We start from the raw sequence: 20227 nt of genomic DNA on the forward strand, positions 1-20227 counted from the left end.
AAAGTATTTAGTTAGTTTTGTGTGATTTTAAGCATTGACGGGAGGATACTTGTGAAAGTCTTGTGCAATTATTCCCCAATTATGATTTCATCTCACCATACCCCATGCGACTCTCGTCAATAAACTATCCTCTTTATGTTCTAAAAACAGAATGTAAAGAGGATTTTTAGCATAAGTAAGCCGAAAGGATACCTAGAAAGAGGAAAAAATAGGCAAACTTTCGTATTATCTGTTCAATGTACCGCCCGGAGTTCTTGTTTTCCATCCTTTTGCTTATTTTTGTTCGAACAAAAACACCAATATTATGAAACACATATTGTTCCTCCTTATTTCTCTTCTCAATTATTGCATACTAGTAGCCCAACCTACCTATCAAATCAAACATTATTCCGTTAATGATGGAATGTCACAAGGAATAGTCCAGACTATTATACAAGATAAAAAAGGATTTTTATGGTTCGGAACCTGGAACGGTCTGAACAAATTTGACGGGTATACATTCAAAAACTATAAAACATCCTATAAAGATGCTTATATTCTAAATACCAATCGAATCAGCCAGATAGCGGAGACTAAATATGGAGATATCTGGTGTCAAGTCTATGACGGACGTGTGTATATGTTCGATAACCAAACGGAGAAGTTTATCGATGTCCTGAGCTCTGTGGCAGAATCCATGATAGTGAACAATTATGCCGACCATATTTATACTCTCTCAAAAGGTGTTTCCTGGATCACATTTCAAAATGAATGTGTCGCCGTCCGTATTGACGATCAACTTTGCAAACAGGGGAAAGGAATTACTTTATACAGTGCTTTTAAACAAAACCTAAAAGGAGACAAAATCTATACAGTTTTTGAAGATTCCGAAGGTGATGAATGGATACTGACCAACAAAGGTATTTCTATTGTAGGGAAAAAGCAGGTAGACAGCGATTTCCCGTTTCAATATATCAAAGAAGCGGATGGAATTATTTATTTAGTTTCCCAATCGGACAAATTGGCCTCTTACAATTTTAAGAGCAGACAATTCAAATTCATAGAGATTCCTTATCATGTTTCGATGATTAACGAAGTCAAGAAATTTGACTCCAATACACTTTTGCTGGCTACAGACAACGGACTGATTATTTATAAGATAAAAGAAAAAAAATTCCAGTTAATTGATATACGCACATCAACACAACCTTCCAGCGTCGTACAGTCTGTTTATCAAGACCATTACAAGGAACTATGGATATTCCCCAAAACGACAGGAGTAATCCGTTATAATCCATCTACCGAGGAAATGCAGCATTTGTTCACACCAGCCAACGAAGTGATCAGATATGAACGGAAAAACAAGAATGTAATCTTTGAAGACCAGCAACACACGTTGTGGATTCTCCCTCCTGAAGGGAATCTGTCTTATTATGACCGTGAAAAGAAAGAACTGAAATCCATGCTGAAGGACAGCAACAATCCGAAGTCTGTTTTCAGTCCGCTCGTCCGTTTTTATACATTAGACAATCAGGGTAATTGCTGGCTGACCAGTGCACGCGGCATTTACAAATTATCTTTCTTCCCGCATACTTATAATCTGGTGCATATTGACGATGGATTTGAGACCCGTGCTTTTTTATGCGACAGTGAAAAGAGGGTGTGGGTTTCTTCGAAGGCACAGGTCATCAGAGTGTACCAACCGGACGGACAGTTGGGAGGCTATCTGACACCACAAGGAAAAATAAGCAAAGACAAGCATAGCTTTACAAGTGTATATTGCTTTCTTGAAGACCATGAAGGCAATATCTGGATAGGAACAAAAGAAAACGGCATTTATCTGTTAAAGAAAAAGTCGCCGGATTCCTATTCCGTACAACAATTCACTCATCAACCGAATATGCCATACAGTTTGAGCGGCAACAGTGTATATTCCATTTTTCAAGATAGCCATAAACGTATCTGGATAGGCTGCTACGGTGGAGGAATCAATCTACTGACCTGCAACAAGAACGGAAAGACAGAATTTATACACAGCGATAATGAGTTGAAAAATTACCCGACCGGCTACGCTTCAAAAGTCCGCCACATATCCGAAGCACCGGGCGGTGTGCTGTTGATAGGAACAACCAACGGACTACTGACTTTCTCCAATCAATTTGAGAGACCGGAAGAAATCAAGTTTTATCGTAATTGTTGCGAGTCAGGAATAAGTACCAGCCTGAGCGGAAACGATGTGATGCATACGTACACTGACAAGCAAAAACGAACCTACATAGCCAGCTTTACAGGAGGTATCAGCCAAATCGTGTCCAAGAATCTACTCAGCAATAAGATTGAGTTCAAGACATATACAACCGATGATGGCCTTGCTTCAGACTTGGTACAGGCCATACAAGAAGACCAACAAGGTAACTTATGGATCCTTTCCGAGAATGCAATTTCCAAGTTCGACACACAAAGAGAGGCTTTTGAAAATTATGGACTGAACTCTCTACACCAGGAATTCAGTTTTTCAGAAGCAGCTCCAGTGATCAACGCACGAAATCAAATTGTATTCGGTACAGATAAAGGCTTCATTGAAATTTCTCCCAAAGAAATGCAGAAAAGTACCTATGTTCCCCCTATCGTCTTCACCGGGTTGAAAGTGCAAGGTCAATCTTCTGTCATCGCCATTGACGATCTGGAAGAATTACGCCTTAAACCTTCCCAGCGGAATGTTACTTTCCAGTTTGCAGCACTTGATTATGTCGATTCTAAAGAAATCCGCTACGCATATCGATTGAAAGGATTGGAAGAAGAATGGCATGACGGGGACAAAAATCGCTCTGCCAGCTACATCAACCTGCCGAATGGCAATTATAAACTGCAAATCAAATCTACCAACAGTGATGGCGTATGGATGAACAATATCCGCACTTTATCTATCAACGTACTGCCTACTTTCTGGGAAACGGGCTGGGCATGGCTTCTTTACCTTATTCTCTTTATTCTCTTTACAGGTACTATCGTATATGTACTCTTTTACATTTATCGTTTACGCCATCAAGTAGATATCGAGCAACAATTATCCAATATCAAGCTCCGTTTCTTTACCGACATATCTCACGAGCTTCGGACACCACTGACCCTGATCAGCAGTCCGGTCAATGAAGTACTGGAAAATGAAGATTTATCCGCCACAGCCCGTGAACATCTGGCTGTGGTACAAAAGAACGCCGAACGTATGTTACGTCTCATGAATCAGATTCTGGACTTCCGCAAAATACAGAATCAGAAGATGAAAGTGCTTGTGGAGAAGACAGACCTGATTCCACTTCTTGAAAAAGTAATGATCAACTTCCGCTTGATTGCAGAAGAAAAGAAGATTAATTTCCGGTTAGAGAGCGAACTTAAGTCAATATATGCATGGGTAGACCGCGATAAGTTCGAAAAGATATTCTTTAATCTGATATCCAACGCATTCAAATATACACCAGCTGAAAAGGCGATTATAATAGAAGTGACAAAACGGATGGATAAAGTGACGATCTCTGTTGTGGATGAGGGCATCGGGATTGAACCAACTAAACTACGCAATTTGTTTCAACGCTTTGAAACACTAGCCCAACAAAATATGCTCCAACCGTCTTCCGGCATCGGTCTGTCATTGGTAAAAGAAATGGTCGATATGCATCATGGTACAATCAAAGTAACAAGCGAACCGGAAGCAGGAAGCCGTTTCGTGGTAACTCTGCCTCTCCAAAAAGAAGTCTTCGAACAAGATAGTCAAGTGGAATTTATTCTGAATGACAGCCAAAGTCCGGCTACTCGTCCGGACAGTTGCCTCCAGACTGAGAAAAGACCAGAAGCGGAAGACAAAGAAGATATGGTAAATAATACGGTTCCGGATACGTTTACTATATTGGTGGTTGAGGACAACGAGGAACTAAAAGCTTTCTTAAAGAACATCTTATCTGAGAATTACACTGTTATCACCGCTCCGAACGGAAAAAAAGGATTGCAACACGCAGTTGATAATATACCCGATCTTATCATCAGTGACGTAATGATGCCGGTTATGGACGGTCTCGAGATGATTCGGCAAATCAAAGAAAACAACAACATCTGCCACATTCCCATTATTGTATTATCGGCAAAAGCCTCTTTGGATGACCGGATTGCCGGACTGGAGCAAGGTGTAGATGACTATATCACGAAACCTTTCAGCGCTACATATCTGAAAACACGTATCGCTTCACTGCTCCGCCAACGCAAATCCTTGCAGGAAATCTATATGGCCAAACTGACGGAAGGAAAAAAAATAGCTGTCGCAGAAGCTCTTACCCCGTCGCAACCGCAGATTACTCCTTATGACGAGCAATTCATGCAAAAGGTAATGGAGTTCATAGAAGAACAGATGGATAATGCCGAACTGACCATCGACGAATTTGCAGAGCATCTGATGCTTAGCCGTACCATCTTCTACCGAAAACTAAAGTCCATCATCGGCCTGACTCCTGTAGATTTCATACGTGAAGTACGCATCAAACGTGCAGCACAGCTAATAGACAGCGGGGAATATAATTTCTCACAGGTAGCCTATATGACCGGTTTCAATGACCCGAAGTATTTCAGTAAATGCTTCAAGAAGATAGTAGGTATTACGCCTTCCGAATATAAAGAAAAGAAATAAAAGAAGAAAGGCTTTCCGCAAAGTCCATATAAGAACAATTTCGGACTCTACAAGAATGAACTGAATTGTACGGTTATAAACTAATGTGCTATTACGGTACATTAGCCGACCATATGTATTCATTAATCATCATAATCAGTTGTTTTCTTTCGTCTCACCCAGGTGAGACGAAAGAAAACAACCAAAACCATAGAAGATTTTGACTAGCAGAATACGTATTTATCACTAATTTCCAACAAATTAGTAACAGTCCCGAATCTATTTGTTCCACTAATTTCCGGAAAGTAGCATCTTTCCGGAATCCTTTTTATATTCTTTTCCGTTAATAATGACACCTGTAGCATTTTCTATCTGTATGGCCGGAATCTCGGAATCCTCCACTTTGATATTCTCCATATTTACCTGAGAAGCCTGATTGATTACAATACCTTTCTTGGCATTAGTTACAGTCATGTTCTTGATAAGGATATTCTTTAGAGGCATTTCCGGCAGTCCGTTGAAATAGACTGCCCGGCCCGCACCTCTGCAAAGAACATTTGAAATATAAATATTCCTGAAAACAGGAGTTTCCTCATTTACATCCGGTATCGGAGTTTCCGGAGAGTCATTGACAGCATAATACAAATCCATCGTCAGAGCATCATTGGGAATATCAATCATATTGATATTATCTATGAAAATATTCTCCACTACGCCACCACGTCCGCGTGTACTCTTAAACCGCAGACCTACATCTGTGCCCACGAAAGAACAGCCCGATACATATACATTCCGAACACCACCGGACATTTCGCTGCCGATTACGAATCCGCCATGCCCATGCAAAACTGTATTATTCTTAATAATCACGTTTTCACAAGGTTCCCCCCGCCTGCGTCCATCCTCATCTTTACCCGATTTCAGACAGATAGCATCATCCCCCGCATCAAAGAAACAATTAGTGACCAGTACATTTTTACACGACTCCACATCCAACGCATCGCCATTTTGCGAATACCAGGGATTGAATACCTTCACATCGTTCAAAGTCAAAGATTCGCAGGACAAAGGATGGATACACCAGCCCGGTGAATTCTTGAAAGTCACCCCTTCCAGCAGAATCCGTTTACTTTTTACTATACTCAGCATAACAGGACGCAACCAGCTTTTCATGTAAATCCACTCTTCATCGGTTATTTCTTTCTGTCCGCTATTTTGTCCGGTCATAAGTACAGAGGCTTTCAAAGCACCCGCATCAGGATACCATACCTTTCCATTCTCATCCACTTTACCACCCGAACTCACCAGATTTTTCCATTGCCGTTCCGTCATCTTATCTTTCTTGACCGGACGCCATCTATCTCCTGCCCCGTCGAAAACACCACTGCCGGTGATGGCTATATTCTCAGCATTCATTGCCGAAATCGGCGATTGGCAACGCTTGGTGTCCAGCCCTTCGAAAGAAGCTTCGATGATGGGATATAGAGATGTATCGCTGCTAAATACAATAAGAGCATTCTTCTCAGTATATAGATTAACGTTACTCAAAAGTACAACGGGCCCCGTCAACCATAACCCTTCGGGTATGATAACTTTCCCTCCTCCTTTGGAGCTTACCGTTTTGATTGCATTGTTTATCGCCTCTGTATTCAAGGTAACACCATCACTGAGTGCGCCGAAATCACGGATATTAACCTCATAATCGGGAAAGGAAGGTTTGCTCACTTCAGGCATCGAAAACGGAAGATTCTTGTACACATCTTCTTTCTCTTTAGTTCCATTTCCCGGATTCGAATAAGCCAGGCATGATATAAACATCAATATACCTGTCATCATAACTCTCAAATCCTTTTTCAAAAGTGTATTCATCTTTTTAAAATTTATATTATCGACAAAAATAATGGAAGTACACTACCATTAAGTTCAAATATTGATAGATAAGGAGTAAAAAATAGTCGTTCGTCATTCATTTGCTAATAATACGCATCCGAAGAATTGTCCATAAAAAAGCCATAGCAGAAAATATTATGAATATTCCCTTACTATGGCCTTTTATTTAATCCTGAAAACGCCTTTAATCTATGGTTAGAGTTTCATCATCTTGCCAATCTATAGTTCCGGCAGCACCGTTCTGGTCTGTCCAACCTTTGGTTTGTCCGAGCCAGGAGTTATTGTCCAGAATATCCTTCGATAGCCCCATCATATAATAATTAGATCTCCAGCCCATCTTAATCCATTCATTATTATTATTCTTATCCGGTTGCGCATTGGGTTCCCCATACTGGAAGTTAGCTTCCCAAAAATCGGCAACCTTTTTAAGTTGGTCCTGAAAATCAACTGACTCAGGGTCAGCAAAAATAGTCTTACGAAGATCTGCCAATACATCTTTGCTGCCAGGTGTATATCCATCTTTTACATCTACATATTTAGCTGTACGATATTTCTCAGTCAACGGAGTTATGCCCAAGAAAGAACAAGTATTTGTAGTGCTTAACTGCATATTTTCCCCTTGTCCTCCATCATAAAGCATCCAACGCCAAATATCCCAGTACCGTTTTCCTTCAAAAGCCAACTCAACCTGACGTTCGCGTAAACAAGCAGCGAGTGCTGAAGCACGATCTGTCACATAAGTATCCAATCCATAGTTGTTATCTGACGGAATACCGACACGGGCACGCAATTTTCCAATTGTTTGTTTACATAAGTCTATCTGATTGGTCACCGCATAACATTCGGCCAGATTCAACTGTAATTCCGCGTAACGAAAATCATAAATATGTACACCTGAAGCTTCATAGTTATTATCCGAAGCCGTATTGAGCCCACTCATCTTACGTACACACACCGGACTAGTTATATTTACGCCTTCACTATATGCAAATCCACTAGTGGTTGATTCTGAAGTTCTCCAACGATAAGCCCAAACGGTATCATTAGTCAACGCTTTATGTCCCCACTTTAAACCACTGAATGCAAATGTCTGGTAAAAACGTGGATCACGATATTCCATGAAACGTAAACTTCCATCTACCACTCTGTGACTAGCATCGGGAAGGGTTCCATCAGCCATCGGGAATACATCTATTAATTCAATAGGTACACCTTTTCCACCGCTACCTCCCTGAGAAGTCAGTCGAATAGACTTTTCCCAACGATTGTTTTTGTAACCCAACGAAGAATTACTTTCCTTTGCCAATAATCTGACAACTAACGTCTCTCTATTGGAATGTTCGTTATCATCATCAGCAAGTATCTTGCCCCAAGTTACAGCATCAGTCACACCGTTCAAGCCACTGGCAGTAATGCCCGACATAGCGTCTTGAGTGGCTTTCAATGCTTGTTGCCAACGGATATTACCAGCATCATTCCAATTTTTATTAAAAATAGGGCTGGCATAGAATAGCAAGACACGACTTTTATAAGCTAATGCACCACCCCGTGTCAACCGACCGTAGTCGTTTGTCCCCCATTCGTCCGGCAATAAAGTAGACGCCTCGGTCAAATCTTTCACTATCTGATCTATACACTGAGTTACAGAAGCTCTTGGTAGTCCTGCATCGGTCGCTTCCGCATTCAACACGGTTGTCACAATAGGTACACAACCATACATACGAACCAAATCGAACAATTGCATGGCACGCAAAAAGAGTGCCTGACCTTTGGCTTGATCTTTAGTCTCCTGCGAAACGGAGGAAGCATTTATATCACGAAGTAAAACATTACAATTACGAATGCGTGTATAGGCATTATTGGTAATGCTTGAACCTAATGCCTTTCCAAAATAACCGGCAAACAACGGATCATAACTTTTACCACTGGAAGCATCAGTCTGTGTCTTTATATCATCAATTGTCGAATATTGGGTACTCGGGTCAATCCGGCTGGTAGAAGTAATACCCCACATCTCATCTGTAAACTCATTGAAGTCCTGCGCATAAGCTGTATGCAATCCCAAGTACTGAGATGCCGGAGAAGTGTAATTCTCAAAGCAATTCTGATAAAGCCCTGCCAAATACCAGGTAATTTTGGTTTCGGAATCAAAATCATCATAAGCTCCATAATTATTCATATCCAAAAAGGAATCATTACATCCGGACATGAACATTCCCAGAGCTAAAGTTCCCGCATATAATAAGTTTTTCTTTTTCATCATTGATACAGTTTTTAAAATGTAACATTAACACCTAATGACCATGTTCTCAAAGTAGGATATTCTGTAGAAGAAGAATCATACATATTACGATAATGATCAGGGTAAGGGTTGTATAAATCCCATAAATTATTACCTGTCAGATTCACACGGACAGCCGACATCTTCAACGGAGCAATCCATTTCTTAGGGAACGAGTAGCTGACAGACAAATTACGTATATAGCAGCGGAACGTACTGATCATCCAGAAATCTGAATTGGCAATAGCTGAACTGGAGATCAAAGATTCTGCTCCTAAATTGGGATACTTGCCATACGGATTGTTTACCTCATCAAACATATCTCCCCAAAAGGAATCCGGTGCCCATATCATCGTACTCTTGTTACCCCCCATAGAAGCACGGTCAATAAAGCGTACACCACCCCATGAAGTTGCAATGTTGGCACTTATAGAAAGTCCCTTCCAACTAGCACCTAATCTAGTCGAAATATTATAGGTTTTGTTTTTCTCACATAATTTCCCATAATCCTGTTCAAGAACAATCTGTCCGTTAGGACCCTGCTGTACGCCATTCACCATTTCACCTCCTAAGTCCTGGTAAGCGACCATGCCCGGACGCAAATCATCCTTGCTGGTTTTATCAAGATACTTAGTTTGTCCTCCTTCAGGTGTCCATGATTCCAGATAATACCAATAATTATTGATATCTTCTTGTGTACGCAAAATACCATCACCCATCGAAGTACCTTTCCATACTTTAAATCCCCATACAGGCAGATAAGTAGACATTCCTTCCTCCCAACTTGAGCTGCAAGGATATTTATTATAGCGTAAACCGGGAACCCATTCTTTCACTTTACTACCACTTAAACCAAAATCCATACCAATATTGTAGTTTACTTTTCCGATTTTATCACGCCAAGTCAAAGAAAGTTCACCACCATATGTATCAACACGACCAAAATTCTCTTCCGCATACGAACCACCGGCATAAATAGGTATTCCTGGTTGGCTTGCCATAAACTGATTCAGAATGTTATCATTAATGTCATAGTAAAAATCGAATACAGCACTTAAACGACCATCAAAGAAACGAGTGTCAAAACCAAGATTGAACTTATCGGAAACATCCCATTTCACATTACGATTAGGAGATGCCTGTGGTATGAGGCTGGTACCCGGTTTACCACTCTCAGCTCCGAACTGCATACCTTTCAGATCCATCTTATATTGTTCTTTCCATTTCCACATCTTGATATTATCGCGTCCCGTACGTCCCCAGGATGCGCGTATCTTCAGAAACTCGAACCAAGGAAGTGAACGTTTGAACCATCCTTCTTCGGAAAGAATCCAACCGGCAGAAATACCGGGAAAAAATCCCCAATAGTTTTCAGGAGCAAACTTCGTAGAAGCATCCGAACGGAAAATAAACTGTAACATATAACGGTCGGCATACGAATAGGCGATACGTCCCAGATAAGAAAGAGAACCTGATTCTCCTTTCAATGTTACTGTATTATCAGAAGTCAATGCAGATTTGCCATCTGTTCCTACGATAGAAGGTCCCCCTACCCCCAAATAAGTATCAGAAATATCGTGCGCCAGATCAGCATATTCAATATCACGGGAATCATAGAATGATTCGTAACGTTCAATAGACGCCATTGCCGAAATGCTATGTAATCCAAACGTACGGTCATAATTTACATAAAAGTTCATTTGCCGTCTGTCCGATTGTTTATCTTTGAATGATAAGGTACTGTTTTTATCGAAAACCGATTGTTTAAAAGAACTGTTCGGAATGGTATATACCAAATGTTGATTAGCAGGCATTCTGCCACCTACATAAGCTAATTCATACGGAAAACTGGCTTGTTCTGTAGCTTCGCTTGAATGTGAAGATGAATATGTGGCGCGGAGTGACAGTCCCTTCACAAATGGAACCTCATAAGTCAATGAAATATCAGCATTCCAGCTATTGGTCCTGTTCTTACTGAATGAGCCACTGTTGCTCAATGCGAAATAATTCCAGGAAGTAACATAGTCACGATTAAAGTTCGGACTAGTATAAGTATTCTCTATCGGTCCCAGCCAATATTCCTGATCGACCCCGTTCTCATCCGGCAACATCACACTCCAAGGCATATGATTCGGCATATGATGCAAGGCACTATAGTCCGATTTTTCTGTACTTCCACTCATTCCGTACAGTTTAAAACGCGCTCCTTTTGTATATATCTGGTCAGACTTTCCTTCATTACCGGCAACAGTGGCAGACAATTTGATGTCATTCGTCAAACGCACATCAACACCGGCACGATAAGTATAACGCTTGTAGCTTTGTTCCCCCAAATTCGCTCCTTGGTCATAATAAGTAGCACCTGCATAATAAGTAGCACGTTCACTGCCACCATTAACGTTCAGAGTGTGTGTCTGTTGAAAAGCGGACGACCAACCGGCCTTATCCAGCCAGTCATAATTCAGGTTATCCATTTCAGCCAATTCCATATCACTGTAAAGTACATCCAAATCGTCATATCCACTCGCCTTGTTGGAACCGATTGCCAAAGCATTATAGAAACGTCCGTAATCAGAACCTTTCAACACCTTAGAGTGGCTGACTGCGTCATTTACCGCAAATTTCCCGGAATAAGAAATAACTGGTATTCCCTTTTTACCTCTTTTGGTTTTTACCAGAATTGCACCATTGGCAGCACGCGAACCATAAATTGCCGCACTCGCATCACGTAAGACGGTAATGCTCTCCACTTCCGAAGGATCAAGCATATTGAATTGTTCCATGCTCGGCTGCCCATTAGTACCCAGCTGAATGACGTCATCGATAATAATCAGAGGAGTCGAGTTACCACCGTCTTTGGAAATACCGGTAAAAGTACGATTCTGACGAATATAAACTTCATTAGCATTCGTACCCGGACGACTGGAACCCAATTCTACTGTTAAACCGTTAACCATTCCTTGCAATGCTTCCGAAAGATTGGATACAGGAAGGTCTTCCAACTCTTCAGCAGAAATGGTCGAAACAGAACCGGTTATATTCTTCTGTTTCATACTACCATAACCAACCACAACCACTTCATCCAGTTTTTGGTTATCCTCCTGAAGAACTATATTTAATGTATTACTTTTAGGAACAAAAGTTTGCTTAATATAGCCTATATAAGAAACTACAACCTTTTTCCCTTCAGGAACATCCAGAGAGAAATGACCGTCAATATCAGTGATAGTACCCGTCGGAGAATCTTGCAACCTTATAGTGGCACCAATAATCGGTTGACCACTTTCATCCAATATCTGCCCCGTTACTTTCCGGGGTTGTGCGTTAACAGATAATGCAAATGCGATGAAGCATAACAGCATACCTATCTTTTTAACGGATGAAGAACTTATGTACTTCATAAATATAACGTATTTATACATATTATTTCCTTTATTAAATGCGCAGTTCATCTTCTCCATTCGGGAGCTCCCACGCTAGAACAACCTTCAAATAATTCATTCAGTTTAAAATTGTTATTAGCCGGATCGGTAAACAAACCAGTTGTCGACATTTTAGAATCACTCAGCCCAAGACTGCCCTTAGTTGATGAATGATCACTTGTCTGAAAACTGTTAACCGGACTAAAGCGATAACTTCCCGTATAGTCATCCTGACCACCAGAACCCAGTTCATTAAACTTCGGAATATTATTGTCTATTTTCATAGAGCCACCAAAAACGCAATTCTCTATTTTAATGGGAATATTTGCAGCTACTCGGAATAAAAATGCATTTTCCATAGGGGCATAGCAGAATGTCGTGTTCGTAATTGATATATTTTTACCACTATCCGTATTACGCAAATCGGCAATAGCACAAATATTAGTTATGGTACATCCATCAAAAGAAACATCATTTACATAATTTCCTTTTTTTCCATCTGTAGAAACAATACCTTGATTACCTATTGCATTGATTGTACATTCTTTAAATAAAATTGCTTCAACACTTCCGCCTGCTTGTTTCGAACGAACAATAGCACGGAAATTCTCGATATAACAATTGGTAAAATCGACCGTATTGATCAAGAAGACTTTAGATTCCGGACAGATCACCTGTTTGCCGCTCAAACTGTTGTTAGTCATTTCCGACAAAGGTTTTGCAGCCTTTAGATTGATGCGTTTGAACGTTATCTTATCTATCATACCATCTTCTACCACACGAAAAGCATTATCAAAGCTAAAAGTAGGATACTCCTCCAATGTTTGCGGAGTTACAAAATTAACAGAATGAGCAAATTCAATAATCGATTCACCACTATTCAACACATATGTTTTTCCTGCCGGAAGAATAAAAGTGGTGCCTTCTGCTATAGAATTCCAATCGAGACTGTTGAAATAATTCGGGTCAAACGGTTCGTTACGCAAGTCTACACGATTTGCCGTTCCATAATCCGCATCCAAATTCTCTGTAGTTTCTGTTGTTACTTCGATACGTGCCTGATAAGTTTCAGAGGTCTGCTCAGCCCCTGAATACAGACTGACACGATAAGATGTTTCAGGAGTCAGATCACCTATAATTTTCGAACCAGCCAGGTACTCTTCCGAAGAAACCTGATATACCTTCATTTCCTGTGAATCGTCTTCTGCTCCGACCGGAACTGCGGTCAAAGCCGTAATAACAACCGTATCATTGGGGGACCATGAGATAAGAGCCTGCGTATCAATCGTACGAGTTTCCTTCAACTCAATAGACAAAGGACGATAAAGAATCCCTGTCACCTCCGTCTCCCAATAACCGGACAATCTTCCATTACCTATACATTTTACCTTAAATTTGTAATTTTCTTCCCAATCCAAAACAATAACACAGGAAGATTGGTCAGTTGATACTGTTTCTGTTTTATAGAGCTCTTCCTCCTTATTAGTCACCTTATATACTTCGACGACATATTCAGTCGCCCCTTCTACACTCTTCCAACTAATATAGGCTTTGTTTTGTACGACCTCCATCGTTGCCACAGGCCGTAATAGAACTTTAGCACCTGAATCGTCATTGTCCGAACAGCCTGTCACCAGAAACAAGAAGCTACTCAACAGGAGGCCTACCATCATTAATTTCATTAAATTCATAGTATTTAATTTTAATATTAACATTTCATTGATCTTACTTCTTGAAGTTGTATGAGATGCTTTCATTCACCAAACTATTGATATATACTTCTAAAGCAGTATACCCAATATCCGTAGTTTTGTTGCGATCTTCCGAATTAGTCGGATCCAATCCTACTTTCTTTTCCCAAGCATCATCCATACTATCTTTATCTGCATCTGTAATAACTCCGGATGTATTATATGTCAACCCTTCAAATCCTTCTGCTTCTTCCGGACTATTGATTATCCCAGGAAGAGGCCCACTTTTATCATCACCGGCTCCCGTATAGGTGCAACTTCCCCCCTTCACGTCTTTAATGATACGTGCATCCACTTTATCCCGTGGAAAGGCACCAGCGCCATTATCACCGATTACCGACTGGAAAGCCTTTTCGGCAGATTCGTAATTCTCGGACAAGGTATATGCTTCCCAATCAAACCAATATTGTTCGTAATTATCTTTACCAGAAGATACAATAAAAGAAGAAGCTTTCATTTCATCAAGACTATAAGGGTAGTTACCATCTGTATATATACCCTTCCAGTTGTCAGAAGTGAGATCAGAATTCCCTTCCATTACATTTCCATCAAAAAACCACTTGGATGCAGCACGCAAAGGAGCCTTTTCCGGATCACGTGCACTTGATTGACGGAAGAATTTCGGTTCCTTCACACGAGCCGTTGTAGCAGGTCCCGGTTTATAGTAGTTATTCACAAAGTTACATGACCATCCATGATGTTCCGAATCTTGTGACTCGTCCATTCCTCCATAAGTAGCCATTTGGCTCCCCCAATTATAGTTCACATTATTAATATATTCCATATATACATTGATATCCTGTCCGGGGTCTTTGCCTCTCGCGCCATTCATCAATGGAGTACGGCTATTACAATGAGCAAACAAATTATGGTGGTAAGTAGAAGAGGTACCACCCCATGCACCGCCATAGCCACGGGAACCTTTCTTATTTACAGAATAATAAAGTCCTTCACTGGAGATGCACCATTGTACTGTAGAAAAATGGGTATCAATAAAATCCGTGTTTTCTTCACTTGCCCAACTAAATGAACAATGGTCAATGATAAAGTTATTAGCATTTTCCACACGGAGGCATGCAGCATTATGATCTTTTCCACTCGCATCCTTATCCCCTACACGGAAACGCACATGGCGAATAATAAAATTTTCAGAACCTCCAAAATTCACTTCATTCTTTATCACACAAATTCCACCTCCCGGAGCAGTCTGTCCGGCTATTGTGAAATTCTTTGCTTTACAACGTATCTCCGACTTCAATTCTATTTTACCGGAAACGGTAAAAACAATCGTAGTAGCCTCATTCTCTGAACATTGTTTCAATGCCCACCGAAAAGATCCTTCGCCATCATCATTGGTGTTTGTTACTTTAACTACGACTCCGTTACGACCCCCCGTCGCATTTTTCCCAAAGCCTTCGGCAGTAGGAAAAGCTTTCAATACTTCCGGTGCTTTCGCGTAAGGGCCCAAGTCCATATTAGTGAATCCTTTGACATCAGTACATGCTCCTAAAATCGTAGTACAACCTACAAAAAACAGACACTTAGTAAAATAATACATAACACCTTCATGCTGTGTTTTCCATTTTTCAATTAATGCATAATTTCTCATCCATCTTAATTTAAAGTTAATACATCTTACTATATACTTTTCACAAAACATCTGTTAGGCACAAATCAGAGTTGAATGTTACTCACTTTTTCACCTATTAACAGAAAGGTTTTACGCAAAGTAAGTTATATCAAATACAAAGAGAGGGGACTTTTTGAGCATTTAGGTGCACTATTTTATCACAGAAATATCATGTACAAGATTTTAGGATTAAAATACCAAAAATTCCATATTTTACTTTACACTACTATTTTAGAAATTATTCCCTGCTAGTACTCAATACCCTATCTGGGTATAAGTCTGACCTGCTTCAGTAGGTACATCATATTGATATGTCTTCATCAAACTGATACCTTTCAATGTAGCCTTCTCACTTACCAACGGACGGGCAATGTGTTGCTTGGCAAACAAAGGATTCGGATTGTCGTTTTTGGATTCAGAGTAATCTTTGCCATCCACTTTCAACATATTATGAGTCCGTAAACGTAAATTTCCTCCAATAGTAGATTTTACAACCACTGATTCTATTTTTCCGTCTTTCCATTTCAAAGAAACAATTTCAAATCCTCCACGCGTTCGAAGTCCTTTCACTTCCCCATTCCTCCATGCATCAGGCAGAGCCGGCAATAGATGGACAGCATCGTCATGGCTCTGTACAAGCATCTCGGCAATACCGGCAGTACAACCAAAGTTTCCATCGATCTGAAAAGGAGGATGTGCATCAAATAAATTAGGATAGGTTCCTCCTCCCTGCCCTTTCTGCACTAATGGAGATACCAGGTTCAACTGATTTGTAATGAGCTTCAATGCATGATTCCCATCCAGACATCTTGCCCAAAAACAAACTTTCCACCCCATGGACCAACCAGTAGACGGATCACCTCTCTGCATCAGTGTATTCCGGGTAGCCTCGAAAAGTATGGGAGATGAATAAGGTGAAATCTGAAAACCAGGGAAAAGTCCCCATAAATGAGAAAGGTGCCGATGATGATCGTTTGGATTATCCCAATCTTCGAACCATTCCTGCAATTGTCCATATTGTCCGACCTGCATAGGAGGAAGTTGTTTTTTCAAAGAGCGGATAGTATCGCAGAACTGTTCGTCTTTTCCATTTAAAATATGTGCAGCAGCTTCCGTATTTGTAAAAAGATCAAATACTAACTGATTATCCATCGTAATGCCGGCAAACAAGTTAGCTTTTCCTTTCCACTGACGAGGAGCATTCTCGGGAGAATTACTAGGAGTTACCACCATATATCCTGTATTAGGATCCCTGACAAGGAAATCCACAAAAAATTCCGAAGCACTTTTCATTATAGGATATACACTAGCCAAAAAATCTTTATCACCTGAATAAAGATAACGTTCCCACAAATGATGACACAACCATGCATTGCAAGTAGGCCAAGTACCACAATATGCTTTATCAACGGCACCGTTCATCCGCCACAAATCAGTATTATGGTGCAGTACCCATCCACGGCAACCATACATTTCACGGGCTGCCTCTTGTCCATTCTCATACAATTCCCTTATCATCTGTAAAAATGGCTCATGCATTTCACTCAAATTGGTAACCTCTGCAGGCCAATAATTCATTTCTGCGTTGACATTCGTTGTGTACCGGCATTTCCACACCGGATTCAACTTATCATTCCAGATCCCCTGTAAATTCGCAGGCTGCCTTCCAGGCTGTGAAGAAGATATGAGCAGATAACGACCATACTGGAAATAAAGTGATATTAACTGCGGATCATCAGAAACAGCAAATTCTTTTACTCTTACATCTGTCGGTTTATCAGCCTGAGAAGTATATCCTAAGTCTAACGATACACGATGATAATATTTCTGATATGCTGCGATATGCTCCTGAAGTGCTTTCGAATAGTTCTTTCCAGCATTTCTAAGATAAACCTGATTCCGTTTTACAGCATCAGCAGAAATGTCTTTATAGTTAACAAAATTAGTCGCCATAGCAATGTAAAGCACAGCACTATCGGCATTACTAACTGATAATACTGAGTCTTGTGCTATACTTTTTCCTCCTTGTAGTTCAAGCTTCAAATCAGCAGCAAATCGTATCGCTCCTTCAGTGAATTGATCGCCTTTAGTAATGCCACTCATCTTTATAGTATTTTTGCCGGAAACAGAAACTTCTACTGCTTGCGGACAAGTCAATGCTGCAGTAAAGGTCAACATACCAGGCTTGGAAGCAGTAAGGCGAACAATCACCAACTGATCCGTAAAAGAAGTAAAGGTTTCACGTTTATACTCAACGCCGTTCACTCGATATGTAGTTATAGCAAGGGCTTTATCTATATCCAACTCACGACGATAATCCGTATGGTTCTCCTGCCCTTGAAAATGCAAACGCAGACTCCCGACTGTTTGATAAGGCATTCCAAAGCCATTTTTAGAAAGAATCTTTTCACCGGCCATTAATTGCGCCTCGGCATAATTTCCATCAAAAATCAGTTTCCGAATAGCTGGAAGAGCTTCTTTAGCTTCTGAATTATAGTTTTTATAAGGAGAGCCTGCAGAAACTGTTTCTTCATTCAATTGAATTTCTTCATTGACCGGATCTCCATATACCATTGCACCTAAACGACCATTCCCCAAAGGTAGCGCCTCCTCCCAATGTTGAGCAGGACTATCATACCATAGGATAGCCTTTTGTTGTGATTGAACCGTCATCCCGGTACACATAACCAATACAAGACAAAGGGAACATTTTCTAAATAAATTATAAGCCATATATATACAATTTGAGTTAACAAACGATGATATGGCAAAGTTAAGGCAGAGAAATCTTCTTATAGAGTAAAATTTGGTAAGATTGGAGGAAAAAACGCCCATGAGGCAGTTTGTATTTATATGAATTTAAATGCAAACCGCCTCATCAATACCTCAAAAACAGCTGACTAGGGTAAAAATCAATCATTTGTATTATCAAACAGCCGTTTCTTATATTCCTAACCGTTCCTTCAATAATCGATAACCGGAGAGGCTTACCCGAAGTTTAACCCCGTTCTTCAATAAAAGCTGATACGTTTCTTTTCCAAACAATTCTACACGGGAGATTTGCGTAACGTTGACAATTGTAGAACGATGAACACGAACAAAAGTGTCGGAAGGCAGATGAGTTTCAAAATACTTCATAGTCTGTTCTTTCAGATATTCTCCCGAGGGAGTAATCAGCATAACATAATCTCCGCATGCCTGTATGTAAGTTAATTCATCTGTTTTAATCAAATGAATTTTCGAACCGTCTTTCACTGTTATACGGTCAATCTGCTCAATCCGCGGTTCTTCCGGCAAACTAACCGATTGACGCATTGCCAACTCTTTTTCCAGTTCTTGATTCAGCGCATCTTCTTTGGCAACAATCAAACGATACCAAAGTATGATCGCGACCCAGGTCGGAATGCCAAACAACAGACGAAAAGGAATGGTAGATGCAAAAGCGATATATGGTATACCTGCTATTCTTGTCATGATATCATTAACCATAAAGCTGCCGGCTATCCAGATCAATATCCCTGTCACCAGAATAATGACTTCTGTCTGAAAGATAGACACCACTCCAACAACGAACCAAGCCAAATAACCTAATGCCATCAACCAACCGATTGCTGCTATTCCATCTATGACAGCAGGTACATAATCCGCGCCCGTGTATACACTCATTATCGCCACCTGAGCTGCTACCAACACCAGTGCTACCACCAACATCGGGACCCAGCGATAAGGATAATCTATAATCGGATGTGTTTTCATACGTTAGTCTTTAACCTCCAGTCCCCCAAAAGAAAGCCTTCCCCGAATGACTAACACCCTTTCCTTATCAATATTCCCATTTTGCCAACGTTTATCATCGCATCCGCCAAAGAAAGCATTACATTTAAATACTACTTTCCAATCAGAAGGGACGTATATCTCAATTCCTCCCCAGCTGCAATCCAGGTCGATATACGTTTCCCCTGGTGCGATATGGGTATGTCGCAGGTCAATTGTTGTCCCTCCGCATGAAGTACGGACAACTCCTCCTTTGAATAGTTCGTCAAGTACTACATGACGAGCGGCTCCAAAGGTGTTATCAGAACGCAGAAAACCATCTTCCGATTCGTATTTTTGCTGTTCGTCAGTAAAGTTCATCCCTGCCTGACTGCACCGTCCGCGCTGCATCCATTCCTTATGGTGACGAAACATACGCTGTTTGTCATCCCATGGTCCTCTGCGACGAGGCTTGAAGAAAAATAAGACTCCGACTATGATCAGGGCAAATGGCCAAACCATTGCCTGAGAATTCTCAGGCAACCACGAAAGACCTCCTATCAGGAAATAAACACCTATTAATAAAAGGATAATTCCACCAATATAATGACAGCGTATCATCGAATAAATTCCTAATACAATCAGTAAGGAATGCCATGATACTATCATACTGAACAATTCATCAGTCATCCACCCCATATTGCGGGCGAATAACAGAATTCCTGAAAGGATAAACAATAAAGCTATCAGAAATTTTCCTGAAAAGCATGTAGCAGATGAGAATTTAGATTTCTGTTCCATCGTTTCTATGATTAATGATTGATGGTTCAAAGATACGTCATTTCTTTGTGCCCTCAGAGGCTTTTC

Annotated in this window: 9 protein-coding genes; 1 reads left to right on the forward strand and 8 read right to left on the reverse strand. The window is 40.6% G+C overall.

What is annotated here, in order from left to right:
* Positions 1 to 304: 304 nt before the first annotated feature.
* Positions 305 to 4654: a hybrid sensor histidine kinase/response regulator transcription factor gene (locus BLW31_RS00410; protein ID WP_010536714.1), complete on the forward strand. Its 4350-nt coding sequence runs from the start codon at positions 305 to 307 to the stop codon at positions 4652 to 4654.
* A gap of 270 nt (positions 4655 to 4924) precedes the next feature.
* On the opposite strand, the gene BLW31_RS00415 is transcribed toward BLW31_RS00410, so the two are convergent.
* From BLW31_RS00415 to BLW31_RS00450, 8 genes are all read right to left on the reverse strand, one after another.
* Complete coding sequence (locus tag BLW31_RS00415) at positions 4925 to 6502, reverse strand: glycoside hydrolase family 28 protein (protein ID WP_010536713.1); 1578 nt, start codon at positions 6500 to 6502, stop codon at positions 4925 to 4927.
* A 205-nt stretch (positions 6503 to 6707) separates the two neighbouring features.
* Positions 6708 to 8786, reverse strand: a complete 2079-nt coding sequence (locus tag BLW31_RS00420; RefSeq protein WP_010536712.1) for a RagB/SusD family nutrient uptake outer membrane protein — start codon at positions 8784 to 8786, stop codon at positions 6708 to 6710.
* 11 nt (positions 8787 to 8797) lie between these two features.
* A complete protein-coding gene (locus tag BLW31_RS00425) occupies positions 8798 to 12205 on the reverse strand; it encodes a SusC/RagA family TonB-linked outer membrane protein (protein WP_022302170.1) in 3408 nt (1135 codons plus the stop codon).
* Between the two features lie 47 nt (positions 12206 to 12252).
* Complete coding sequence (locus BLW31_RS00430; RefSeq protein WP_022302169.1) at positions 12253 to 13917, reverse strand: hypothetical protein; 1665 nt, start codon at positions 13915 to 13917, stop codon at positions 12253 to 12255.
* Positions 13918 to 13951: 34 nt separating this feature from the next.
* Positions 13952 to 15586 (reverse strand): pectate lyase family protein, encoded by a 1635-nt coding sequence (locus BLW31_RS00435; protein ID WP_010536709.1) that lies wholly within the window; start codon positions 15584 to 15586, stop codon positions 13952 to 13954.
* Positions 15587 to 15862: 276 nt separating this feature from the next.
* On the reverse strand, positions 15863 to 18292 hold the full coding sequence (locus tag BLW31_RS00440) for a glycoside hydrolase family 95 protein (protein ID WP_229035538.1): 2430 nt from the start codon (positions 18290 to 18292) through the stop codon (positions 15863 to 15865).
* A gap of 258 nt (positions 18293 to 18550) precedes the next feature.
* The gene (locus BLW31_RS00445; RefSeq protein WP_010536707.1) at positions 18551 to 19363 is read right to left on the reverse strand and encodes a LytTR family DNA-binding domain-containing protein; all 813 of its coding nucleotides are present in this window, start codon (positions 19361 to 19363) and stop codon (positions 18551 to 18553) included.
* A gap of 3 nt (positions 19364 to 19366) precedes the next feature.
* A complete protein-coding gene (locus tag BLW31_RS00450) occupies positions 19367 to 20161 on the reverse strand; it encodes a LiaF transmembrane domain-containing protein (RefSeq protein ID WP_010536706.1) in 795 nt (264 codons plus the stop codon).
* Positions 20162 to 20227: the final 66 nt, after the last annotated feature.

The organism is Bacteroides faecis MAJ27, from assembly GCF_900106755.1.
GTDB lineage: Bacteria > Bacteroidota > Bacteroidia > Bacteroidales > Bacteroidaceae > Bacteroides > Bacteroides faecis.